20 protein-coding genes, 7 tRNA genes and 1 pseudogene are annotated in these 22649 nt (G+C 40.9%); 4 read left to right on the top strand and 24 right to left on the bottom strand.

The annotated features are described in order from the left end of the window. Nucleotides 1-136: 136 nt before the first annotated feature. Together ACQYAC_RS15850 and ACQYAC_RS15845 are read left to right on the top strand one after the other, a co-directional pair. Nucleotides 137-1186: an NAD(P)-dependent alcohol dehydrogenase gene (locus ACQYAC_RS15850; RefSeq protein WP_429943657.1), complete on the top strand. Its 1050-nt coding sequence runs from the start codon at nt 137-139 to the stop codon at nt 1184-1186. A gap of 250 nt (nt 1187-1436) precedes the next feature. Further along, the gene (locus ACQYAC_RS15845; RefSeq protein ID WP_144463340.1) at nt 1437-1898 is read left to right on the top strand and encodes a CarD family transcriptional regulator; all 462 of its coding nucleotides are present in this window, start codon (nt 1437-1439) and stop codon (nt 1896-1898) included. A gap of 287 nt (nt 1899-2185) precedes the next feature. Here ACQYAC_RS15845 and ACQYAC_RS15840 read toward each other — a convergent pair whose 3' ends face one another. The 4 genes from ACQYAC_RS15840 to ACQYAC_RS15825 all read right to left on the bottom strand — a co-directional run bounded on the left by ACQYAC_RS15840 (nt 2186) and on the right by ACQYAC_RS15825 (nt 4794). Next, nucleotides 2186-2389 carry a cold-shock protein gene (locus tag ACQYAC_RS15840; protein WP_003214229.1) on the bottom strand — a complete coding sequence of 68 codons (204 nt, stop codon included), beginning with the start codon at nt 2387-2389 and terminating at the stop codon, nt 2186-2188. Between the two features lie 352 nt (nt 2390-2741). Next, the gene (locus ACQYAC_RS15835; RefSeq protein ID WP_429943656.1) at nt 2742-3119 is read right to left on the bottom strand and encodes a hypothetical protein; all 378 of its coding nucleotides are present in this window, start codon (nt 3117-3119) and stop codon (nt 2742-2744) included. 387 nt (nt 3120-3506) lie between these two features. Then, nucleotides 3507-4313 carry an alpha/beta fold hydrolase gene (locus tag ACQYAC_RS15830; RefSeq protein WP_429943655.1) on the bottom strand — a complete coding sequence of 269 codons (807 nt, stop codon included), beginning with the start codon at nt 4311-4313 and terminating at the stop codon, nt 3507-3509. Nucleotides 4314-4458: 145 nt separating this feature from the next. Then, a complete protein-coding gene (locus ACQYAC_RS15825; protein ID WP_034666063.1) occupies nt 4459-4794 on the bottom strand; it encodes a winged helix-turn-helix transcriptional regulator in 336 nt (111 codons plus the stop codon). A 177-nt stretch (nt 4795-4971) separates the two neighbouring features. Between ACQYAC_RS15825 and ACQYAC_RS15820 the strand changes: the two genes are divergently transcribed. Beyond that, the gene (locus ACQYAC_RS15820; protein ID WP_429943654.1) at nt 4972-5946 is read left to right on the top strand and encodes an NAD(P)-dependent alcohol dehydrogenase; all 975 of its coding nucleotides are present in this window, start codon (nt 4972-4974) and stop codon (nt 5944-5946) included. Nucleotides 5947-6220: 274 nt separating this feature from the next. Here ACQYAC_RS15820 and ACQYAC_RS15815 read toward each other — a convergent pair whose 3' ends face one another. From ACQYAC_RS15815 to ACQYAC_RS15725, 19 genes and pseudogenes are all read right to left on the bottom strand, one after another. Further along, nucleotides 6221-7234, bottom strand: a complete 1014-nt coding sequence (locus tag ACQYAC_RS15815) for an NADP-dependent oxidoreductase (RefSeq protein WP_429943653.1) — start codon at nt 7232-7234, stop codon at nt 6221-6223. A gap of 315 nt (nt 7235-7549) precedes the next feature. After that, nucleotides 7550-8026 (bottom strand): annotated as a pseudogene (locus tag ACQYAC_RS15810) (SDR family NAD(P)-dependent oxidoreductase). 169 nt (nt 8027-8195) lie between these two features. Further along, nucleotides 8196-8981 (bottom strand): SDR family NAD(P)-dependent oxidoreductase, encoded by a 786-nt coding sequence (locus ACQYAC_RS15805; protein ID WP_429943652.1) that lies wholly within the window; start codon nt 8979-8981, stop codon nt 8196-8198. A gap of 168 nt (nt 8982-9149) precedes the next feature. Then, nucleotides 9150-10208: an alkene reductase gene (locus ACQYAC_RS15800; protein WP_429943651.1), complete on the bottom strand. Its 1059-nt coding sequence runs from the start codon at nt 10206-10208 to the stop codon at nt 9150-9152. Between the two features lie 13 nt (nt 10209-10221). Next, on the bottom strand, nt 10222-11070 hold the full coding sequence (locus ACQYAC_RS15795) for an alpha/beta fold hydrolase (protein ID WP_429943650.1): 849 nt from the start codon (nt 11068-11070) through the stop codon (nt 10222-10224). A 108-nt stretch (nt 11071-11178) separates the two neighbouring features. Further along, nucleotides 11179-11754 (bottom strand): TetR/AcrR family transcriptional regulator, encoded by a 576-nt coding sequence (locus ACQYAC_RS15790; RefSeq protein WP_429943649.1) that lies wholly within the window; start codon nt 11752-11754, stop codon nt 11179-11181. A 356-nt stretch (nt 11755-12110) separates the two neighbouring features. Then, a tRNA-Leu gene (locus tag ACQYAC_RS15785) sits at nt 12111-12194 on the bottom strand. 48 nt (nt 12195-12242) lie between these two features. Further along, nucleotides 12243-12325 (bottom strand) — tRNA-Leu (locus ACQYAC_RS15780). Between the two features lie 7 nt (nt 12326-12332). Continuing rightward, a tRNA-Lys gene (locus ACQYAC_RS15775) sits at nt 12333-12408 on the bottom strand. 30 nt (nt 12409-12438) lie between these two features. Next, a tRNA-Gln gene (locus ACQYAC_RS15770) sits at nt 12439-12513 on the bottom strand. Nucleotides 12514-12534: 21 nt separating this feature from the next. Then, nucleotides 12535-12606, bottom strand: a tRNA-Glu gene (locus tag ACQYAC_RS15765). Nucleotides 12607-12615: 9 nt separating this feature from the next. Then, nucleotides 12616-12706 (bottom strand) — tRNA-Ser (locus ACQYAC_RS15760). Between the two features lie 4 nt (nt 12707-12710). After that, nucleotides 12711-12785: transfer RNA gene (locus tag ACQYAC_RS15755), tRNA-Asn, on the bottom strand. 209 nt (nt 12786-12994) lie between these two features. Then, nucleotides 12995-14842: a sigma-54-dependent Fis family transcriptional regulator gene (locus ACQYAC_RS15750; RefSeq protein WP_429943648.1), complete on the bottom strand. Its 1848-nt coding sequence runs from the start codon at nt 14840-14842 to the stop codon at nt 12995-12997. A 108-nt stretch (nt 14843-14950) separates the two neighbouring features. After that, nucleotides 14951-16330 carry a dihydrolipoyl dehydrogenase gene (gene lpdA, locus ACQYAC_RS15745; RefSeq protein WP_429943647.1) on the bottom strand — a complete coding sequence of 460 codons (1380 nt, stop codon included), beginning with the start codon at nt 16328-16330 and terminating at the stop codon, nt 14951-14953. Between the two features lie 18 nt (nt 16331-16348). Then, entirely contained in the window at nt 16349-17479 is a 1131-nt protein-coding gene (locus ACQYAC_RS15740; protein WP_429943646.1) for a dihydrolipoamide acetyltransferase family protein, read from the bottom strand. A gap of 17 nt (nt 17480-17496) precedes the next feature. Next, entirely contained in the window at nt 17497-18534 is a 1038-nt protein-coding gene (locus ACQYAC_RS15735; RefSeq protein ID WP_058015401.1) for an alpha-ketoacid dehydrogenase subunit beta, read from the bottom strand. A 20-nt stretch (nt 18535-18554) separates the two neighbouring features. Next, nucleotides 18555-19532, bottom strand: coding sequence for a thiamine pyrophosphate-dependent dehydrogenase E1 component subunit alpha (locus ACQYAC_RS15730; RefSeq protein ID WP_429943645.1), 978 nt, complete (start codon nt 19530-19532; stop codon nt 18555-18557). Between the two features lie 192 nt (nt 19533-19724). Then, nucleotides 19725-20198, bottom strand: a complete 474-nt coding sequence (locus ACQYAC_RS15725; RefSeq protein WP_180309521.1) for a SprT family protein — start codon at nt 20196-20198, stop codon at nt 19725-19727. Nucleotides 20199-20297: 99 nt separating this feature from the next. Between ACQYAC_RS15725 and cmpA the strand changes: the two genes are divergently transcribed. Beyond that, on the top strand, nt 20298-20432 hold the full coding sequence (gene cmpA, locus ACQYAC_RS15720; RefSeq protein WP_012009003.1) for a cortex morphogenetic protein CmpA: 135 nt from the start codon (nt 20298-20300) through the stop codon (nt 20430-20432). A gap of 20 nt (nt 20433-20452) precedes the next feature. Here the strand turns inward: cmpA and ACQYAC_RS15715 are convergent, their stop codons facing one another. Further along, nucleotides 20453-22612, bottom strand: coding sequence for a Tex family protein (locus ACQYAC_RS15715; RefSeq protein WP_429943644.1), 2160 nt, complete (start codon nt 22610-22612; stop codon nt 20453-20455). Nucleotides 22613-22649 lie beyond the last annotated feature (37 nt).

Raw genomic sequence — 22649 nt, 5'->3', positions numbered from 1 at the left:
CAAGATGCATTTGGCTCAATTCTTTATTTAAGGATGTTGAAAAGCCTGAAGAGGGTTCTCTATTGACTTAGAGTTCACTTTAAGACGTACAGTATAGAAGTAGAACAGAATCTTACTTTTGAAAGGATGATCCAGAATGTGTCAGACGCACCAATCAAACGTTTTAAGTGTTTCACATGCAAAAGCGAATTTTGAACGGACAACCATTGAACGAAGAGCGCTTCGTCCACATGATATTTTAATTGATATTCAATTTAGCGGGATCTGTCATTCAGATATCCACAGCGCCTTTGATGAATGGGGCGGCGGTATTTTCCCAATGGTTCCGGGTCATGAGATTACTGGAGTTGTTGCGGCTGTCGGTGATGCTGTGACGAAATTTCAGATTGGAGACCGTGTAGGCGTTGGCTGCTTTGTGGATTCCTGCGGCACCTGTGAATATTGCCAAAACGAAGACGAGCAATATTGCACGAAAGGAGTCGTCCAAACCTATAATAACCTCGATTATGACGGGGAACCGACTTACGGCGGCTATAGTCAGAAGATTGTCGTGACAGAACGCTTTGTCGTCAGCATTCCAGATCAATTATCCCTTGATGCCGCAAGTCCTCTTCTCTGCGCTGGCATCACAACTTATTCTCCGTTAAAGCACTGGAAGGCAGGCCCGGGTAAAAAAGTCGCCATCGTCGGGATGGGTGGGCTCGGCCATGTGGCCATTCAATTCGCACATGCACTTGGCGCTGAAGTCACGGTATTGAGCCGCTCTATGAATAAAAAAGAAGAAGCACTGTCATTTGGTGCAAAAGACTATTTTGCTACAAGTGATCCCGATACCTTTAAAACATTAGCCGGCCAATATGACCTCATTCTCAATACGGTCTCTGCTAATATCAATGTAGACGCCTATTTGTCCTTACTTCGCGTGGACGGAACCTTGGTGAATGTCGGTGCACCACCTGAGCCAGATCAGTTCCATGTCTTTTCATTAATCACTGGGCGCCGCAGCATTGCTGGTTCACTCGTTGGCGGCATCCAAGAAACACAAGAAATGCTCGATTTCGCAGCTGCTCACAATATCGCACCACAAATTGAAGTGATTAACGCAAGTCAAGTGGATGAAGCGTATGAACGTGTGCTGAAAAGTGATGTGCGTTATCGGTTTGTGATTGATATTTCGACATTATGATCTGATTCTATTTGGAAAGACCAGCGCAATGGCTGGTCTTTTTTATTGGTGGATATTCTGTTTTTCTTGTATTGAGGATTCTTGAGGATATGTTGAAAAATCATCCGAATTTTTCATGAAAAAATCTCTCTTTTTTAGAACTAAATTTATTGACAAAAAATAAATAAACATGTTATTATTAAAAATTTGGATTATTTTACGTCGAAGTGTGGTACCCTTAAAGTAGATACATGATATGGAGGCGGATGATATGTTTCAAATTGGTGATAACATTGTTTATCCAATGCACGGAGCAGGTATAATTGAAGCCATAGAAGAAAAAGAATTTTCTGATGAAAAACAACAGTATTATGTGATTAAAATGTCAATCAGTCATATGAAAGTGATGATTCCAACACGAAAAATGTCTGGTTCACGTATTAGACCTGTTACAGATATACTGGCATTAAACAATGTGATGCACATTTTCCAGCATGGCAAATCAGATCAAATACTGACATGGAAAGAACGTCATACAATTAATACAAACAAAATAAAAACAGGTAACATCCAAGACGGTGCTGAAGTTGTACGTGACCTAATGCGGATGAAGAAAGAGAAAGCACTAAATGCAAGTGAAAAGAAAATGCTAGATGATGCCCATGAATTTTTGCTAAGTGAATTAGAAGTCATCAAAGGGATTACAGAAAAGCAAATCAAAAGTTTCTGTTAAGAACTCTGCCGTCTTTTGGGCATCCCTCACCATTTTTGAATTCATGTTCTCCACGAAACGACCCACCCTTCAATTAATGAAAGAAAAAAGAATTTATTTAGATAAATTCCGCATATTGTAAATCCAATATGCTATACTGTTGATAAACCTTTGAAGCATGAATTTTTTTACGATTACCTTGTAACATCTCCCTACTTGTACGCTGAGTAGGGTTTTTTATTGAAGAAATAAATGAAAGCACAAAAAAACAGGCTCTCTACAGAGAACCTGTTTTAAAAAAATGAAGATTAAGCAGTTTTTTGAACGTTAGCAGCTTGAGCTCCACGAGAACCTTGCTCTACGTCAAAAGTTACTTTTTGACCTTCGTCTAAAGATTTGAATCCGTCACCTTGGATAGCTGAGAAATGTACGAATACATCGTCGCCTTCTTCACGTTCGATAAATCCAAAACCTTTTTCTGCGTTAAACCATTTTACTGTACCTTGTTCCATGTTTGTTGCCTCCTAGTGCGTTATCACACAATGTATTATACTATCCTTGCCCAAAGTATCCTCAAGACGAAAAGTCTTTCTTCATGCTATCCTTTACGCCGAACAAAAATAATTATTCTTATTGTAACACGATTCGGAAATAATTGCAATTTAGGATTTAAAAGAACAAAATCAACGATCATACTTACTTTTGTTCTTCTCACTCTTTAAGATATTTTTTCTACAAAATGGGATTTCAATCATGAAAAGAATAAAACAAGTTCATAACGTCATTCCATTTTTCAGAGTTAATATAAAAATGATTAATAACGAAACACTACTGTACTCTTAGAAAATTGATGTCATTTTTATTTTAGTTAAGATTAGCATCTTTATTCCTATCAATTCTTAAAGTTACTATAAGACTAGCTACGCTGGCTAAAGCTCCTAAAACAGAAACAACAACTGTTAAAAAATCTGGAATAAGAAATCCTATTGGAATGAGCCCCAGAAAAGATAGAACAATAAAACATTGGTATACACTAGATATCGTTCTCACAATCAAGTGATTGAAAAAGGACATCACTAACGGAGGAATGAATAAACATACCATTATTCCAATTGATATTATTAAGATGTGAGGCTGATCAAATGAAATGACATGATCCCCAATGGAATTTTTGGCAGCTACTAACAAAACAACTATAGACATCATGAGAGTAAGTAAAACTAGAGAAAACCTTTTTATCATGTTATAACTCCTTTGGTTGATCTTATGAGACTAAATTACTTTTTATCAAATTATCTCATTATCACCTTTATTTAACAATATGAAAGGTGATTGAAAAACACCCTCATTATGACTGACAACTATTCTCTAGAGGATAGTAATTAAGATTTCACAGCTAAGATAATTTGAAGTGAGTCTTTCATTCAAAAGAGGAACTTATATTAAAATCGACCGGGCACGTTTCCACCCAACATACAATCGATGTATCTTGTGATCTTTTTCTAATAAAAGAGCACAAAAAATACCAAAGGTACACTACCCTTGGTACTTTTAGAGGTGATCGAGAGGACTTATACCTCCATGGGTTATTCAGCCCTGACTCCGATTTACACAAATTTTGCACAAGATCTAATCTATTTTTTTTGCATTTTCCGACTCAAGTCTGTTTAACCAGTTATGGACTAATGAGTTAAATACATCGGGTTGTTCGATTTGCAGGTTGTGGCCAGCCATATCAAGCACTGCAAAAGTTGCCCTTGGATAGTCTTCGATCAGCCGCCACGCATCGTGATATCCGACTACATTGTCCTGGCGCCCTGTGATAATGAGCGTGGGATACTGAAATTCAGCTGAAATCTCGAAGGTATAACCATACCCATTTTGAAGAATGTTATTGATGAATTCATGATTTGTTTGTTTAGATGGAAGGTAAATTTCATCTCGAAATCTTTCCCATTCCGTTTTTCCTTGCACAACTGCCATGGAGCAAAATTCATCCGTCTCCTCTGGAGAAAGTTGTGATATCAAGCTGCTGTCACTTTTTAGAACGGTCTTCTCTGGCACGACTCTTTTATCGAATACAGGTATAGTCATTGGGGCCACAAGCAGTAATCCATGAACGGTTTCCCGGCGTGAATGAACAATACCTCTAGCTATGTACCCGCCATACGAATAACCACAAACAATAAACTGTTCATCAGGAATAATCTCGTCCAAAAGACGCAATACCGCTTCTAACATATCATCAGAATTCTGAATAGACGGATGCGGTTCGGAACGTCCCATCCCCGGTAAGTCTATGTATATTCTTTTCCAACCGCTTTGTTTTTCAAATACCGGTTCCAATGCATGTAACATCACTTGATGGTCAAGGGTCCAACCATGCAATATAACGATCGGACATCCTTCTCCAATGACTTTATGATAAATTGACATGTATTTGCATCCCCTTTTCTAGCGCTTCCCTAGTAATCTCAAGATTTTTTGTTGTTTTTCTTCATCATAGCTTAAAGTGAATAAAATCTTTGTTAGGAAGCTATGCTATGATTCCCCAACGAACTTCTCACGTAGATGGATTTTATTATGACTTTGATTTTTCTAATTGGTTTTCGCCCCATAAAAGAAGTTGTTCAAATATAGGGATCAGCTCTAGTCCTGCCCCAGTTAATGAATATTCTACTCTTGATGGAACTTCATTATACTGAACTCGTTGAACAATTCCGTTTTCAATCAGGTCCTTTAATGATTGATTGAGCATTGTTCCTGTAATTCCATACACTTTACGCTTTAACTCGTTATATCGAATCTCCTTGTAACTACATAGTACAGCTAAGATTTTTAAATTCCATTTTCCCGCTAATATATTTAATGCATAACTCGCTGGAGCTATCGCTTTATTCAGCTCACTTTCAGTCATATTTTATCCACCCCTTAGTCAGTTTTTCCTTCCTTAAGCAGTTTATATTGCGTACTTGTTAAATCAATTCCATTTATTATAATCAAATATGTAAACCGTGTCATCCATGTATTAGAGAGCCAAATTGATTATAAAACCCTTCAAGTTAATACTTTTTCAAGGAGATGGAGTGAGTAAATGAAAAATGAAAAGATGCGCGCTGCACAATACACTAATTATGGATCACCGAATGTTCTTTTTGAAGATTTTATATCAAGACCAGTTATAGAATCTGGAGAAGTACTCATTCGTGTACATGGGTCGAGTGTAAACTCTATGGATACACTGTTTCGATCAGGTAAGTTAAAACTATTAACGGGTAATCAATTCCCTAAAGGGACAGGAGCAGATTTTTCTGGAGAGGTTGTTGAAGTAGGGTCGAACGTAAAAAGTTATCAATTAGGTGATAATGTGTGGGGGGTTCTCCCTATTAATTTAAGGAACCAAATTGGTAGTGCTGCTGAATATGTAGCTATATCACCTGAGAAAATATCTAAAACTCCTATAAAGATTGATCTCATACAAGCCGCGGCATTACCTGGCGTAGGTGCTACTGCAATTATTGCCTTAAAATATAAAGCTAACCTTAGAAAAGGCGAAAAGTTACTCGTACGTGGTGCAAGTGGTGGAGTCGGAAGCATTGCGATTCAAATTGGAAAAATGTTAGGTGCTCATGTAACTGCTCTTGCAAACGAAAAACATCTCACTTTTCTTAAAGAACTAGGTGCAGACGAAGTACTTGATTATAAAAAGACGTATCCTACTGATCTTAAAAAGTTTGATGTAGTCATGGACACAGTGGGAACTGACCTTAAACATTATAGGCGCCTGCTTGCAAAGAACGGTAGAATGGTTACTATTGGATTTCCTAGTTTTTCGTCCTTCATATATATATTAACTTCAACTATTTTCGGTTCTCGTAGAGTTCGCACATTCAGCGCAAATCCCAAAAATGAAATTCTAAAAGAATTAGCATCTTATGTAGATTCCAACAAGGTCAGGCCAGTTATTGATAGCATTTATCGTTTATCTGATGTTGCCAAAGCCCATCATTCCTTAGAAACTGGAGGTGGACGGGGAAAACGTATCATAAATTTACTTGATAAAAAATAAACCATCAATTGACATGAAATTATTTAATTTTTCTGTTGCAAATGGTGCATGCTTGGTAGCCATTTCAAATCTTCCAGCTCTTCTAAAGTATTCAGCTGTTTCTAATGCAAAGTCTTCAATATCACTATACATTTTCCTACTTTTTAGAACCCAAAACATCGGTCTAACAAATGCTTATCTTCTTTTAAATACAGACCTTGAAAAATCTTAAATTTCGAAATATAATCGACATCCAAATAATTCAAATATTTTACATGTTATGATCATGTTCCCCTTAAAAATGAATGATCACTTTCCCTTTTGGCCGTCCATGTGCGACTAGTTCTAGCGCTTCATTTACGTTGTCGATGGTAAATAATGTCCGATGAATTGCTGGAACAATGTTGTTTTCTTCAATGATTTTTGTAATCTCTTTAAGTTGTGCGCCGTCAGAACGAACGAAAATAAAATGGTATTCCACGTTTTGTTTCTTGGCTTTGCGGTCATACTTTGCACCAGCAAGAGAAAATAATATTTGTTTCCATCTTGGGAAATTTCGATCTTTCCCGAAACGTTTATTCGGACCTGTCCGAAGGGAGAGCAATTTTCCACCCGGTTTGATTATACTCAATTCACGGTCAAATTCTTTAGGTCCCAATGTATCAATTACGTAATTCACATTCGACAACAAGTCAACATAGTTTTCTATTGTATAATCCAAATATTGGACTGCACCCATTTCCAAAGTGCGTTCGCGCGCTTCTGAGCTGCCACTAACAATGACATTTAGGCCCATTGCCTTTGCGATTGGTACCGCCATTTGACCAAAGCTGCCTGATCCACCTGGAATGAAAACAGCTTTACCTGACTGTGCCTCAAGTTCTTCATGTAGACCTTGATACGCTGTGAGTCCAGCCAGTGGTGCAGCAGCGGCTTCTACGTAAGATAAATTTTTTGGCATGGGTGCAATTGCAGCAGCGTCAATTGCGGCATATTCCGCAAAAGCACCAATTTTTTCGAGAGGGAGACGTGTATAGATGGCATCTCCTACGTGAAATTCTGTCACATTTTTTCCGATCTTTTCGATAACACCTGTCAATTCATTACCAAGCGTTAATGGGAATTTATAATCTTGAATCAGTTTCACGCTACCTGTAATAATTAACATATCGAGTGGATTGACCGCCGCAGCTTTGACCTTTACCAAGACTTCATTGTCAGCGATCTCTGGAATTGGAATGTTATTAATTTGAGCATGGGGATTTTTTGAATATTTGGTGATCTGAGCTGCTCTCATGAGTGTTTCCATTTTTATTAGCACCCTTCCGTTGAGTTGCTTTTATTAAGTTTCTTTACCTTATTTTTATTATCTTCACTGTCTACTCATTTTTCTACCCTCAATATCATTCTTTTTATAAAAATCTTCCAATCGTTTAGGTGGAGGGATAGGTGATAAACATAGGTTCTTTGCAGTATCGATTCAAAATCTTTTATTATTAGAGAATGAACGTTCTAAAAAAACAGTACCAATTTAATAAAAAGGTGATTTTGTGGTATTTAAGGTTTAAGTGGCAGGTTGATCCTAACATATAAGGTTCTCCAACACGTTATTTTCGTTTTTTAGTTATATACCCTTTGTTAATACATTAACGCCTAGTATTGGATAGATTTGATCTCTTAAATTGAAATTGTAGCTTTCATCTACAATACCTACGACTTTATTGCTTTCATAAAGTCAGCCATTTGCATAGCTGTGTGATACATTGGCATAAAGTTTTTATAATCAAATTTTTCTACATCCAGTGCAGTTTTCTCAAATTCTGTTTCTGTCACTGCTGGTGCTAAAACTTTTGCCTTCTTTTTTTAATCTCTAATTCTTTTGCTTTTTCATAGAGTGTATACGCGTTGGCTGGGTCAGATAAATCACTTGTACGAATGATCACATCTACATCTGAATTGAAGTTCTGAATTTTTGATTTAAGCTCTTACAATTTATCTAATCTCTAGCCACAATAATTAGATTTTTGCCTCGACCAGCAAATGCTCATGCTGTTTCAAATCCAATATCTGAGCTTGCTCCTGTAATAACTGTATACTTCAATATCATTCTCTCCTTAAAACCAAGTTTGTCATTCATTAATCGGCATGACACAATAGATTTAATCTAGTGTCGACAAAGTCAAATCAATCATACTTTTATTCCTTTGCGAGATCTTGGCTAGAATGGCAGATCATCATCAACTGCCACTCCAGTCCACCCTTCAATTCGCTCAGTGCCCTGTTCTTTGCTGTGTAGATCTGACCATACCGGTCACCATTTTGCGAGGCATCAACCGCGGAAGGAAAGCCATGAACCGGTTGCGAGCACCTGGTATTATGAACGTCTTGCCGCGTAAGAAGCCTCGGTACCCTGCCTCAGCCACCTGCCCTGCCTCCATGATAGTGCCACTCTGGAACAACTTCGATTCACTAATGCCCGAACGATCAACGAAGCCAGTTGACGTAAATCCTGGACACAGTGCAGTCACAGTCACCCCTGTGCCCTTCAACTCGTTCTCCAAAGCCTCTGTGAACGACAGCACGTACGCCTTCGTTGCGTAGTACACCGACATCATCGGTCCCGGAAAAAATGCCACCAACGAAGCCACATTCATCACGCCTCCTTGGCCACGTTTGATCATATCCGGCAAGAACAATTTCGTCATAACAGTCAGAGCCTTGATATTAACGTCAATCATGTTCGTCTCTTGTTCTAACTTCGTCTCCAAGAATGTCCCGTACAAACCGAAGCCCGCATTATTGACAAGATAATCCACGACGACCCCTTTCTCCTTGAGCTCTGTAAAAATTTCCTCCGGCACGCCGAGTGACGCCACATCCTTGGCGATGACAGTTGCTTGACTGCCATATCTTTTACGATATTCTTTCGCGAGCTCCAAAAGTTTACCCTCACTACGCGCCACCAGCACCAAATTATATCCTCCTTTGGCGAAACGATCTGCCAACTCTTTTCCAATCCCCCCCGATGCTCCGGTGATAAGAACAGTTTTTTTCATTTTATAGCACACCTCCATTTTAGTTTAATGTTTACCGTAATCTGAAATCGCTAAAGCTTATTAAAATCCTCTATATTTTTATTTCACGCAAATGTATCTTATATAACAAACTCAAGAAAAAAGAATATGACCAGCCCTTCCCTAGATGGGATGGTCATATTTAGTCAATTATTTTAAAAATGGATAATCTGTATAACCTTCTTTTCCTCCAGAATAGAGCGTTTTTTGATCAGGTTCGTTTAGGGGAGCACCTGATTTAATTCGTTCTACAAAGTCTGGATTAGCTAGTACCCAAGTGCCTACTGTAATAACATCTGCAAGATTATTATCTAAATCAGACGAAAGTTGATCTAGAGGCCGACCTGGACGATTAACAAGAAGTGATTGATCCCAAAGTTTACGTACATCTTTTAGAAATTGATCGTTTCCAAAGTGCATTAAATGCAGATATGCAAGGTTAAGCTTATTTAATTCACTTATTAAATAGTGATACATCTCAAGGCTATTTTCTCCCTCATCAATGCCTTGCAGTGTTCCTTGAGGAGAAAAACGGATGCCTGTTCTTTCTGCTCCTATTTCATCAACAACTGCTTTAGCTACTTCAATAGCGAATCGAGAACGCCGCTCAATGGTACCACCGTATGCATCTTGACGTTGATTGGAGTTTTCGCTAAGGAATTGTTGGATCAGATAACCATTCGCTCCATGAATTTCAACCCCATCTGCACCAGCTTCAATTGCAGAACGTGCTGCTAAACGAAACTCATTGATAACATCTTTTATCTCAAGCTCACTCAATTCTCTTGGTGTTGGAATTTCTTTCATTCCTTCTGCCGTGAAAATTTCTACAACGGGTGCAATAGCTGACGGAGCAACTGCTTGGCGGTGATGAGGTGTGTTTTCAGGGTGTGATACACGTCCCACGTGCATAAGCTGAACAAAAATATGGCCTCCTTCACTATGAACCTTAGAAGTTACTTTTTTCCATCCTTTAATATGATTTTCTGTATAAATACCAGGTGTATTCATGTAACCCTGCCCATCATCCGAAGGTTGGGTTCCTTCGCTTATAATTAAACCGACTGAGGCACGCTGCCCATAGTACTCTGCTACTAATTCGCTCGGCGTACCATCTGGTAAAGCTCTATTTCTAGTCATCGGAGCCATACCTATGCGATTTTTCAAATCAATGTTTCCAATACGAACTTTTTCAAATAATCTGCTCATTAGAATACTCCTTTTAATAAGAATGAGAATCAAGAAATAAATTCACGTGTTCTGCAAATAGTTCTGGAAATTGAAACAGATGCCCGTGACCAGAATCAGGATATATAATCAGCTGTGCTTTGGGTAATTTCTCGGCTAAGATATAACTGTTTTTAGTCGGTACCATCACATCATTAACACCATTAGTAACAAGTACAGGTTGTTTGATATTTTGAAGCCATTCATAATCATGATTAGATTTTGGTTTAGCCCACTGTGCAATGGCTTGTAATTGTGCCTCTTTTACTTGCTCTGAACTGTTTACTTTTTTCTGATTAAAAATTCTTTGTAATGAAGCCATTCCAGCAGATTTGCTAGTTTCAGTTTTTTCGTAGAAAAAGAACATAAAATCATTTATTCCATCTTCTTCTGTTCCGCCGTGACGATTCATTCTTTCAAAAATCTCTGAATTTGGATGAATGCCCGATTCAGGCGCAGTACCTGCCATAATGATGTTTCTTACTAAATTCCCCTCCTGTAAAGCTAGCTCTTGTGCAACCATGCCGCCAATGGAAAAACCAAGAATATCAACTTGTTGCAAACCAAGAGTTTTGATAAATGTTGCTGCATCTTTTCCCATATCAGTAATTGTAGTAGGTGTTAGGCCACCAGTCTCACCAACCCCTTTATTGTCAAATAAGATAACTGGGCGTTTCTTTGCAATCGGTTCAAGCATGTTTGGATCCCAGTTTTCCATCGTTCCTCTAAAGTGAACAAGAAATACTAGTGGTGTACCATCTTGTGTACCAAATTTTCTGTATGCGTAGCGAGTTCCATCTGCTTCAATAAATTCTGATTCTGCTGGTATCTTAAAGTTTGTCATTGTGTGTTCCTCCTTAGTAAATAAAAATGATTTGATAAGTCTGCATGATGATAGTTTGTTTCACGACATTTTTAGAATGTTCGTTCTAGAATAGTTAAAAAAAGAAAGCTAGTCCAACACTGAAAGTGCTAGATTAATGATGCTTTCTAATTCTTTTTTACTGTAATTAGTTTTTATCAGTACTCTTATACCTACCAAATTGTTGTGTAAGAAACGAGATATGTTATCAGATTTGATTTCTTTTGATATCTCTCCACTAGTTTGGCCCCGTTTGATAAGGTTATTAAACATATCTTCAGTACGGTTAAACATTTTTGTCACGATGCGACCAATTTCTTTGTCCAACAAAGATAATTCAGTGGCTGCATTTACTGATAGACAACCTTTCGGGTATTGTTCTATGGAATTAAGTACGAAAATAAAAACATCACGTATCGCCTGTTTAATGGATGAAGTGCTGCTAATAATGCTTTCCATCTCATTGACGATGAGCTCTTCGTAGTAATTAAGGGAAGCTAAAAACAACGAACGCTTGTCACCAAATGTGTCATATATACTCCGGCGGTGTATACCCATATGATTCACCAAATCTTGCATGGATGTTTTTTCATAGCCCTGTTCCCAGAAAAGCTCCATTGCCTTTCTTAATACTGCTTTTTCATCAAACTCTTTACTTCTAGCCATTTTTATTTCTCCTTATAAAAATCCATGACCCAATACTAACAAAAACAAACATCATAATCCATTATAGAATGATCATTCTAAAAAAGACACATGCATTTCAAACCATGAATACATAATAACCTTTCTAGAACGATAAGTAAAGAATTATTAATCACCAATAGTTGTTCCATATGTTCACACCGGCATCCACACCTAATTCTACTCCTTTGTTCTTGTCTTGTTTTGTATATATGAAGAACCCTAATAAAACCTTCGTGTTGTTGGAGTAAGTGCTTCCAATTCTTCTCCATACCATAGCCGGATTTTTCTCAAAAAAAATAATACCAAAGGTGGTTAAACCATTGGTATTATTGAGATGCGGCCGAGAGGACTTGAACCTCCACGGGTTATTCACCCACTAGGCCCTCAACCTAGCGCGTCTGCCATTCCGCCACGACCGCGTGTATGATGTGCTCATATATTCATAAGTGCACTGTTTGAAAAAACAATGCGGGTGAAGGGACTTGAACCCCCACGTCATAAAGACACTAGATCCTAAGTCTAGCGCGTCTGCCAATTCCGCCACACCCGCGTGACAATGGTGAGCCATGAAGGACTCGAACCTTCGACCCTCTGATTAAAAGTCAGATGCTCTACCAACTGAGCTAATGGCTCATCTGCTATGCAGAAAAACATATAAAAAAATGGCTGGGCTAGCTGGATTCGAACCAACGCATGACGGAGTCAAAGTCCGTTGCCTTACCGCTTGGCTATAGCCCAACGAATGAAAAAAACAAAACATGACCCGTACGGGATTCGAACCCGTGTTACCGCCGTGAAAGGGCGGTGTCTTAACCGCTTGACCAACGGGCCATAAAATAATGGCGGAGAAGGAGGGATTTGAACCCTCGCGCCGCTTGCGCGACCTACACCCTTAGCAGGGGCGCCTCTTCAGCCACTTGAGTACTTCTCCATTATGGCTCCGCAGGTAGGACTCGAACCTACGACCGATCGGTTAACAGCCGATAGCTCTACCACTGAGCTACTGCGGAATAATAAGACATGTTTCATTATATATATGCCAGAAAAATGTGTCAAGAATTTTTAAGCGTTTCATTCCTGCTTCATTTGCGACGGCTTTTATAATTTAACATATACTAATATAACAGTCAAGCCTTTTTCCATGCCATTTGTTTAACTTGGCAGAAAGCCCCCGACCTCCACGTAGACCAAGGGCCTTGATGCAGCCTTCCACATGAGATTAAGACAAATGAAACTTTCGCATCCACTTATAAAAAGTACTTCTTGGCACTCCTGCTAACCTCGCTGCTTCTGACACATGACCTTTCGTTTTATGCAGTGCGTCTATCACTGTTTGCTTTTGAATGCGTTCCCTGAATGTGAGTTCTTTTGAAGTCTCGGGTTGCTCTGCTGGATGCAGCTTCTGTTTTTTTTGATCAATCGTCTCTAATACTTGAGCATATTGCGATTCACCAATCCATCCGCCTTTCGGAAAGAGGACCCTTAGATGTTCAAACAGGTTAAAAAGCTCTCGTATGTTTCCTGGCCAATGATACGCCTGCAATTTCTGAAAAAATGATTCAGGAAACACTGCATTCCAGTGATGCTTCTTTTGGTAATAACGATATAAATCATGAATGTCTTCTTTTCTTTCTCTAAGCGGTGGGATGTTGATCGGATAGACATGAAGACGATAATACAAGTCTTCTCGTATTTTTCCTTCCTTCAGCAGTTCGTTCATATTACGGTGAGTCGCTGTAATGATTCGAATATCCAAAGGAATTTCGTGTGTCCCGCCGAGCGGTACGACTGCCCTTTCTTCTATCACCCTAAGAAGCGCTACTTGCATCGCATATGGGATTTCGCCTATTTCATCTAGAAAGAGTGTTCCTTTATGGGCTTGTTCAAATTTCCCTTTAGCTCCGTGACGTTTTGCCCCTGTAAAGGCACCTTCAGCATAGCCAAATAATTCGCTTTCTAACAGGCTTTCAGGAATGGCTCCGCAATTAACAGCAATAAACGGCCCTTTATGCCTTTCACTGGCGGAGTGAATGGCTCTAGCGGCGAGTTCCTTCCCTGTCCCTGTTTCTCCCCAAATATACACATGAGCATCTGTTTGTGCCGCTCTCTTCATCTCACTAAGCGTCTGTTGAAATACCTTACTTGTTCCTGATTCCCCGGGAAATTGAGCAAAAGAAACGGTCATGCTGCTTTTCGCTGCTTCTTCAAGGGATAGGGATATGCCTAGCACCTTCCCGTCTTGCTCAGATTGAATGATCTGCTTTCCCCGAATAACAAATGAATGATCCTTAAGCTGATCGACATCCATTCCATACCAGTCTGAAAATCGATCTCTAATCGACCTGCTTGCAGAAACAATTTGCTTTTTTTCATTACAGACCACATACGGTTCGTCTGCTTCCACCTGCTGGAGACAATGAGTGATCAGCTCCATCTCTCTCCTTTTTTGCTGGACTTGAATGTCTCTCTCTATGGCATAAGCAACCGTTGAAGCCATTCCAAGCATAAAAGGGTGCTTGTTATCCGTCATACAGGAGATGTCAATCACCCCTATGATTGTACCGTCCGCATCGCGAATTGGTGCAGCAGAACAACTCCAATGATGAGAGGCGATAGAAAAATGCTCAGTTCCGTTGATCGTCACCGCTTCACCGATGACGAGTGCCGTTCCGATCGCATTAGTCCCTACATCTGTTTCAGTCCAGCGTGAACCCTCCATAAAATTAATTCTTCTTGCTTCCACCATCGTTCTTTCGCTTCCTGTCAGACTTAGCACATAACCATCTGCATCAATGAGTAAGGCCAGCATATCAGAATCTTTTAATTGCTGATTAATTTTATTTAAGTAAGGAAGAGCCGCATTTAGGAATAATGAATATTTCTTTTTTTGGGCACCGAATCGTTCCTTTTCTAACAACGACTGCCCTTTATCTAAATACGGATTCACATTTGCCTGTTTACACCTATGCCATGATTCTGCCACTCTCTTATTCAGACGAGACTGATCAAGCAAACCTTCACGAACAAAACGTTTCCACGTATTTAAATAACAAGGCGTCGGATTCATTCCATCCTCTCCTCTGGGGGCTTTTTATTCATTATAGATAAATATAAAAGCGCTTTCAATAATCGTTGGCTAACCCAAGAAGTCAATTGGATAGAAAAGGAGTCTTTTTCAGCAGTGCACCGCTCGTCCGATGGTTTGCAGCACGGCTTCGTGTATTGCCTCTGAAAGTGTCGGATGTGCCGCAATAAACTGCTCTAATGTATCAGCGGTCAACTCTGCATGCATCATCACCGCCGCTTGTCCAATCAGTTCTGTTGCATTCGGTCCAATGATTGAAACGCCTAATATTTCTTGATATTGCGGTTCTACAATGACCTTTACGTGACCGGCTGGTTGATTTAAGATTAATGCTTTTCCATTTGCAGAAAATGCACATGTCCCGATCCGAATCTCCTCATATTGTTTTCTAGCTCTCTCTTCATTTAAACCAACACTCGCGATTTCTGGAGAGGTGTAGATGCACCTCGGAATGACTTGCTCATTGACCTTTACATGTTCACCTGATGCATGGGATGCCGCAACCATTCCTTCATGAAAGGCAGTATGAGCAAGCTGGACCCCACCTGTCACATCACCGCACGCATAGATATGCGGGAGATTGGTTTGCATATGTTCATTGACATAGATTCCGTTTCTATCAAATTCAATACCAACCTGATCCAGGTTCAACTCTCCTAGCTGCGGAGTTCTGCCAATCGCCACTAAGCAAAGATCCGACTGGATGTCACACCGCTCTCCTTGATTATTCTCCACCACTACTTTTCTTGAAGAGGAATCAAGCTGTTTGACTGCGGCGGACGTCAAAATGTTTACACCCGTTTCTTCGAGCTGTTCGTGAAGACATTGTGCTGTATCACGATCTTCTTCTGGTAAAATGTGCACTGCCCGTTCAACCATAACAACCTTTGATCCCATTCTGCTAAAGATGCTCGCAAACTCACAGCCAATCACCCCGCCCCCAATGATACAAAGTGAATCTGGGATCGAAGAAAGTGACATGGCGTCCTTGCTGTGAATGATCCATTCGCCATCAAAAGGTGCAAAAGGTAAAGCAGCAGGCGCAGCCCCTGTTGCAATAATGATTTGTTTTGCTTGAATGATTTCAGACTTTCCTTCACTTTCTATCAATAGCTCATGTGCTGATAGAAATGAAGCCTTCCCATTTACCACGGTGACTTTATTTTTATTCATCAAGTAACGAACACCATCAGTGAGCTGCTTGACGACAGACTGTTTTCGTTTTTGAACGGACTTCCATTGGATGATAGGCTCATGTTCTGGAAGCTCAATTCCAAAATGTCCAGCTGATTTCACATGCTCATACATATCGGCGCTTTGCAAAAGTGCTTTGGTCGGAATACAGCCTTCATTGAGGCAGGTTCCTCCCAGCTGACCTTGATCAATTAACACAACCTCTCTGCCAAAACGGGCGGCAGTTATGGCCGCCACATAACCTGCTGGTCCGCCCCCTATAATGACCAGTGTCATGGTACATTCACCTTCTTCCTATAAAAGAATGGATAATGGTTCTTCTAAGTGTGCTTTAACCGTTGATAAAAATGCAGATGCAGGCGCCCCGTCCAGCACACGGTGATCGAACGTAAGACTGAGTGGCAGGATGGTCCCTTTGTACAATTCATCCTCTCGATAAACAGGGGTGTCATACATTGCTCCGACGCCAAGGATCCCCGCTTCCGGCGGATTCAAAATTGGCGTGAAATGCTCTACACCATACGCTCCAAGATTGGTGATGGTAAAGGTAGAACCTTTGATTTCGTCATGAAGAAGCTTTCCTTCACGTGCTTTTTTGCCATACAATTTAATGCTCTTCGCCAGCTCTATCAGTGTTAACCGCTCCGCATGCCGAATGACCGGTACAGCCAATCCGTTATCTAACGCAGCTGCAATCCCAAGATGAACATTCTCAAAGGTTTCCACACCTCCGTTATGATATTGACTGTTCATCGCAGGATGTTCTAACAACGAAAGGATCGCTGCTTTGGCTACAAAATCGGTGATGGTTAACTTTGTCTCGTAACGTGCGATGGCTGTTGCATTCAGCTGTTGTTGTAGGTTTTTCAGTTTTGTCACGTCCGCATTCATCGTAATGGTTAATTGTGCACTTGTTTGCAGGCTTTCCATCATTCTTGAGGCAATTGTTTTCCGCATCATGTTAATAGGCTGTTGCACTGTCTCGTTTTGTTTCTTCTCTTTTCGTTCAGGAAGTGCACGAAGCACATCCTCTTTCGTAATTCTTCCACCTGGTCCTGTCCCCACCAGCGTATCAATGTTTAGGTTTGCGCTATTCGCCATTTTACGGGCAACAGGGGAGATTTTCTTTCTCTCTTTCTTTGGGTTTGACTGGATGTCTCTATCTTTCTTTTCCTCCACTTGTTCATTTCCTTTACCGATATAGCAGATGACCGTGCCGGGCGGTACACCTTCTCCCTCAGGCACTTTTATATCCAAAATGGTTCCTTCAGCAGGTGATTCGATCTCCATTTCAATTTTTTCGGAGTTGATGCTTGCAATGCTTTCCCCTTTGTTTACGGTCTCACCGACCTCTTTATTCCAGACAGATACCGTTCCTTCTTTCATCGACATGCCCAATTTAGGCATCACAACTTCGACAGCCATCTCCCTCTCTCCTTTCTCTAGTTCAAGATCTTGTCATGACTCTTGCCAATCATTTCTAATACGGTGTTCACAACTTTATCAGGTGTTGGCAGATATATATCTTCAAGAGGTGGTGAAAATGGAACAGGTGTATGAGGAGCCGTCACTTTTTTGATTGGCGCGTCAAGTAAATCAAATCCTTTATCTGCAATCAAAGAAGAGATATCTGCGGCAATTCCGCACCTTGGATTTGCTTCATCGACAATGACAAGTCGATTAGTTTTTTCTACTGAAGTCAGAATGGCCTCTTCATCGAGCGGCGACAAGCTTCTTGGATCAATCACTTCCGCTTCAATACCTTGTGCAGACAATTGCTCTGCCGCTTCGAGTGCTGTATACACTTGTTTGCCCACCGCAAAGATGGTTACATCAGAACCTTCCCTCTTCACATCTGCCTTACCAAGCGGCAATGTGTAATACCTCTCCGGCACATCTCCTGTGATATTGTAAAGCGTCTTGTCTTCAAAAAAGATGACAGGGTCCTGATCCTCGATGGCTGCCAGCAGCAGCCCTTTGGCATCATATGGTGAAGAAGGCACAACTACTTTCAAACCAGGGATGCTTGTAAATAGCGCATACAAACTTTGTGAATGCTGGGCAGCTGCTCTAAAACCCGCCCCATGTGTCGTTCTAATCGTGATAGGCACCTCTGCTTTTCCGCCAAACATGTATCGGAATTTTGCGCCTTGATTCAGCACTTGGTCCAAACAAGTACCGATAAAATCATTAAACATGAGCTCCGCAATTGGTCTTAATCCTGTTGAAGCAGCTGCCATAGCCGCACCTACATAACCGGCTTCACTAATCGGTGTGTCAAGGACACGCTCACGTCCAAATTCCTGAACGATTCCTTTCGTTACACCAAGAACACCGCCCCATGCTTCATCATCCTGTAAGTGATCTACATGAGCGCCTCCTGCAACATCTTCTCCCATTAAAATGACATCTTCGTCTCTTCTCATTGCTAGTTTAATCGCTTCATTCAAAGCACTAGACATGCTGATTTCTCTTGTCATTTCCCTCTCCCCTTTCTGATTTATTGATACGAAACATATACGTCGGTCAATAATTCGGATTGATCTGGATATTCACTTTCCTCACTAAATCTAACGGCTTCCTCTATCGCTTCTGCTACAGCCGCTTCAATACTTGATATCTCTTGATCCGTTAGCAGCTGCTGCTTTAATAATTCTTTTTTAAAAAGAGTGATGGCATCTTTTTCTTCTTGATGTTCGGTTTTTTCTTGATTGGTTTTGTAGCGCTGGGCGTCTCCTTCAAAATGACCATAATTCCGATATGTCATGCATTCAATCAATGTCGGACCTTCTCCATTTTTTGCTCGTTTTATCGCTTGTTCTGCTGCTTGATAAACGGCTGTCACATCTTTTCCATCTACTTGAATACCCGGAATACCATAACTGGCAGCTCGATCCACAATCGATTTGCAGCTTGAAGCATAGGAAAATGGCGTCGCTTCCCCGTAACCATTGTTTTCTGCGATGAAAATGACTGGCAGTTTCCAGATGGCGGCGAGATTGATTCCTTCGTGAAACGTCCCTTGATTGTTAGCACCATCCCCGAAAAAGCAAACGCTTACATTATCTGTCTTTTTATATTTAGCTGTAAGGGCTGCCCCGCACGCAAGTGGAAAGCCGCCTCCCACAATTCCGTTGGCACCGAGCATTCCTTTATCAAAATCTGCAATGTGCATAGATCCACCTTTTCCTTTACAAAGACCTGTGGCTTTTCCATAGATTTCTGCCATCATTCCTTTAAGATCACAGCCCTTAGCGATACAATGACCGTGGCCACGGTGGGTACTTGTAATACTGTCTTGTTCATTCAGATGAGCGCAGACTCCTACAGCAACAGCTTCTTCACCAGCATAAAGATGGACAAAACCTGGCAAGATCCCTTTTGTAAAAAGCGTGTGTACTTGATCTTCAAATTGGCGGATTTCCTGCATTTTTTGATACATCCAAACGGCTTTTTCTTTTGTGAGTGGCATTTCCATGATAAAACCTCCTATCTTTTTTGCTTGCACTTCTATACAAGCAAAAAACGTGCCAACATCACGGCGCTTGAAAGCTTAGGCTTTGAGCGATTCACATCGATCAAAAAAGAGACAAAATGAGACTTGCGTCTCTATTTGTCTCAATATGTCTACTTCGTCTCACAAAAAAAGCATCCCATAAAGGAATGCCTATCACTCTGAACCGATTGTACGCTGCCATTTTAATTTTCCTTTGCAGACGCCGCACACATAACGAGAGGTATCAACTCGCCTTTTCCTGATAAAATATTGACCGCATCCTGTGCAGACATATTCTTGCCGCTTCTGTACACGCCGTTTATTTTGTAAGGTCTTGAGCGGTGTACAAAAACGCGGGGCTCCTACTTGTTTTAATAACTCTTTAAAGGAGCGGTCACGATGCTGATAGCCTTTTCCCTCAAGATGCAGATGATAATGACACAGCTCATGCTTAATGATTCCGATTAATTCTTCTCGTCCATGTTCCTCTAGATATCGCCGGTTTAGCTCGATATTGTGTGTTCCAAGTAAATACCGTCCGCCTGTCGTTTTGAGACGGTCATTAAAAACAGCCTGATGGCGGAATGCCTTACCAAAGAACTGCTCAGAAATATGTTCTGTTAACTGCTGTAACTCGCTCTCCTTCAATCAAGATCGTTCCTTTCTATAAAAACCTCGAACGGGACAATTTCCCCTTTGCATACATTGAAGGTACACCCACTGTTTCGATCAAAGGAGGAATGGGCGATGCCCAACTGGCTGAAAAATCAGATGCAGAAGGCTTTTTTCGAAAAAAATCATTACCAAATCAAGTTGCTGAATCAATGCTGGTACTTCTACAGAAAAAAACATTCAGTCGCATCAAGGCACACCCCATCCTGAGGTGCGCCTCGTTTTTTGTTTTACTCTGGTTTCAGCATGGAGAGGGCAACACGGCCTTTTGTCTGGTCAACGGAGTCCACCCATACAGTCACAATGTCACCAACTGATACAACGTCAAGCGGATGCTTCACAAAACGGTTGCTGAGCTTGGAAATATGGACAAGCCCGTCCTGCTTGACACCAATATCAACGAATGCGCCGAAGTCTACGACGTTTCTTACCGTTCCTTGCAGTTCCATTCCTTGCTTCAAGTCCTCCAATTTCAACACATCTGTTTTCAAAAGAGGTTTTGGTACTTCATCGCGAGGATCACGCTCAGGTCTTGTCAGCTGATCGATGATGTCCTGAAGTGTAATGATCCCAATATCAAGCTGCTCTGCTGCTTCATCCAGCTGAACCTCTGCGATTTTCTCCTTTAACTGCTCTGTGCCAAGATCATCTGGCGTCATCTTGATCATGCGTAAGAACTGTTTTGTTTCTTTATAGCTCTCAGGGTGAATGCCTGTCCGATCAAGTGGATCTTGTCCATCTGCGATGCGCAGGAAACCGATACACTGCTCATAAGTCTTAGCACCAAGTCTTGGAATGTCCTTTAGCTCTTTTCTGCTTGTAAATCTTCCAATCTCTTCGCGGCGCTTGATGATATTCCCTGCGACAGCTTTTGAAAGACCTGACACATATTGCAGCAGCGCCTGTGAGGCTGTATTGACGTTCACACCGACTTGGTTGACGACCGTCTCCACTACGAAGGTTAACGAGCTGTTTAATTGCTTTTGGCTCACGTCATGCTGGTATTGGCCTACTCCGACAGACTTCGGATCAATTTTCACAAGCTCTGCTAAAGGATCTTGTAATCTTCGAGCAATGGATATAGCACTTCGTTCTTCGACTTGCAGGTCTGGAAACTCTTCTCGCGCCAGTGCAGACGCAGAGTATACACTTGCTCCTGCTTCATTCACAATCAAATAGGAGACCGGCTGATCCAGCTCTTGAATGAGGTCTGCAATGAATTGTTCGGTCTCTCTTGAGGCTGTTCCGTTTCCAATCGCAATGACTTCAATATTCGATGATTGAATGATCTCTTTCACTTTTTGTTTCGCTTCCGATTTTTTCTGCACAGGCGGGTGCGGGTAAATGACGCCGATATGATGGACTTTTCCTGTATCATCTACGACAGCTAACTTACAGCCTGTACGAAATGCAGGATCGACTCCAAGTACACGCTTCCCTTTCATTGGCGGCTGAAGCAGTAGTTTTCTTAAGTTTTCAGCAAAAATATGAATCGCTTGTTCTTCTGCTTTTTCTGTCAGCTCTTTGCGTATTTCTCGTTCGATGGAAGGCTGGATAAGACGTTTATACGCATCGTCAATTGCCGCTTCGATAAACGGTCTTGCCGTCGTCTGTTTACCTTTTATGACTTGTTTGTCAAGATAGAAACGAATATTTTCAGCAGGCGGCTCGATGGCTGCCTTTAAGATGCCTTCTTTCTCTCCACGATTAACCGCTAATATACGATGAGGCACTATCTTTTTGATGGGCTCTTGATAATCGTAATACATTTCATAGACATTTTTCTCATCGCTTTCGATGTCTTTTCCTGATGTGATTAGGCTGCCCTTTTGGTACGTTTCGCTGCGAATCCATTTCCGCATATCAGGATCATCTGCCAGCTGTTCAGCAATGATGTGCTGTGCGCCTTCAAGTGCCTCTTCTACACTTGTTACTTCCTTTTCTTCGTTGATAAAAGAAGCGGCCTTCTTCTCGATCTCATCGCTTGGCAGTGTGAGTATATAATCCGCCAGCGGCTCGAGTCCTTTTGCTTTGGCTACATTTGCTTTTGTTTTACGTTTTTGTTTGAATGGCCGGTATAAATCTTCGACCTCTTGCAGTTTATGAGCCTGTTCAATTTTTTGTTTTAATTCATCCGTTAGTTTGTCTTGTTCTGCGATTAACCGGATGACTTCTTCTTTTCGGTTCATGACATTTTGGATATATGTATAGCGCTCTGATATGGTTTGAATTTGCACCTCATCCAGTGAGCCTGTCTGCTCTTTTCGGTAACGGGCAATAAACGGGACGGTGTTGCCATCCTCTAAGAGCTTGATGACACTTTCAATTTGTTTTGTTGAAAGCTTTAATTCTGTTGCAATTTGTTGCAATAAAAAGTCAGATGTCTTCATACTTTGCATCCTCTCACTGTTTCTTCTCTTTTAGTGT

The sequence above is a fragment of the Bacillus sp. MM09(2025) genome, from assembly GCF_050496725.1.
GTDB classification, from domain to species: domain Bacteria; phylum Bacillota; class Bacilli; order Bacillales; family Bacillaceae; genus Bacillus; species Bacillus pumilus.
The sequence above is the reverse complement of the archived record's forward strand: the minus strand, read 5'-3'. Positions and strand labels throughout refer to the sequence as shown.

Coding starts and splice junctions, on each gene's coding strand:
- ACQYAC_RS15735 (WP_058015401.1), bottom strand. CDS start 18,534: ATGACAAGAGAAATCAGCATGTCTAGTGCTTTGAATGAAGCGATTAAA.
- ACQYAC_RS15730 (WP_429943645.1), bottom strand. CDS start 19,532: ATGGAAATGCCACTCACAAAAGAAAAAGCCGTTTGGATGTATCAAAAA.
- ACQYAC_RS15850 (WP_429943657.1), top strand. CDS start 137: ATGTGTCAGACGCACCAATCAAACGTTTTAAGTGTTTCACATGCAAAA.
- ACQYAC_RS15750 (WP_429943648.1), bottom strand. CDS start 14,842: ATGAATCCGACGCCTTGTTATTTAAATACGTGGAAACGTTTTGTTCGT.
- ACQYAC_RS15835 (WP_429943656.1), bottom strand. CDS start 3,119: ATGATAAAAAGGTTTTCTCTAGTTTTACTTACTCTCATGATGTCTATA.
- ACQYAC_RS15800 (WP_429943651.1), bottom strand. CDS start 10,208: ATGAGCAGATTATTTGAAAAAGTTCGTATTGGAAACATTGATTTGAAA.
- ACQYAC_RS15715 (WP_429943644.1), bottom strand. CDS start 22,612: ATGAAGACATCTGACTTTTTATTGCAACAAATTGCAACAGAATTAAAG.
- ACQYAC_RS15820 (WP_429943654.1), top strand. CDS start 4,972: ATGAAAAATGAAAAGATGCGCGCTGCACAATACACTAATTATGGATCA.
- ACQYAC_RS15845 (WP_144463340.1), top strand. CDS start 1,437: ATGTTTCAAATTGGTGATAACATTGTTTATCCAATGCACGGAGCAGGT.
- ACQYAC_RS15830 (WP_429943655.1), bottom strand. CDS start 4,313: ATGTCAATTTATCATAAAGTCATTGGAGAAGGATGTCCGATCGTTATA.
- ACQYAC_RS15740 (WP_429943646.1), bottom strand. CDS start 17,479: ATGGCTGTCGAAGTTGTGATGCCTAAATTGGGCATGTCGATGAAAGAA.
- ACQYAC_RS15825 (WP_034666063.1), bottom strand. CDS start 4,794: ATGACTGAAAGTGAGCTGAATAAAGCGATAGCTCCAGCGAGTTATGCA.
- ACQYAC_RS15815 (WP_429943653.1), bottom strand. CDS start 7,234: ATGGAAACACTCATGAGAGCAGCTCAGATCACCAAATATTCAAAAAAT.
- ACQYAC_RS15840 (WP_003214229.1), bottom strand. CDS start 2,389: ATGGAACAAGGTACAGTAAAATGGTTTAACGCAGAAAAAGGTTTTGGA.
- cmpA (WP_012009003.1), top strand. CDS start 20,298: ATGCCCAACTGGCTGAAAAATCAGATGCAGAAGGCTTTTTTCGAAAAA.
- ACQYAC_RS15805 (WP_429943652.1), bottom strand. CDS start 8,981: ATGAAAAAAACTGTTCTTATCACCGGAGCATCGGGGGGGATTGGAAAA.
- lpdA (WP_429943647.1), bottom strand. CDS start 16,330: ATGACACTGGTCATTATAGGGGGCGGACCAGCAGGTTATGTGGCGGCC.
- ACQYAC_RS15795 (WP_429943650.1), bottom strand. CDS start 11,070: ATGACAAACTTTAAGATACCAGCAGAATCAGAATTTATTGAAGCAGAT.
- ACQYAC_RS15790 (WP_429943649.1), bottom strand. CDS start 11,754: ATGGCTAGAAGTAAAGAGTTTGATGAAAAAGCAGTATTAAGAAAGGCA.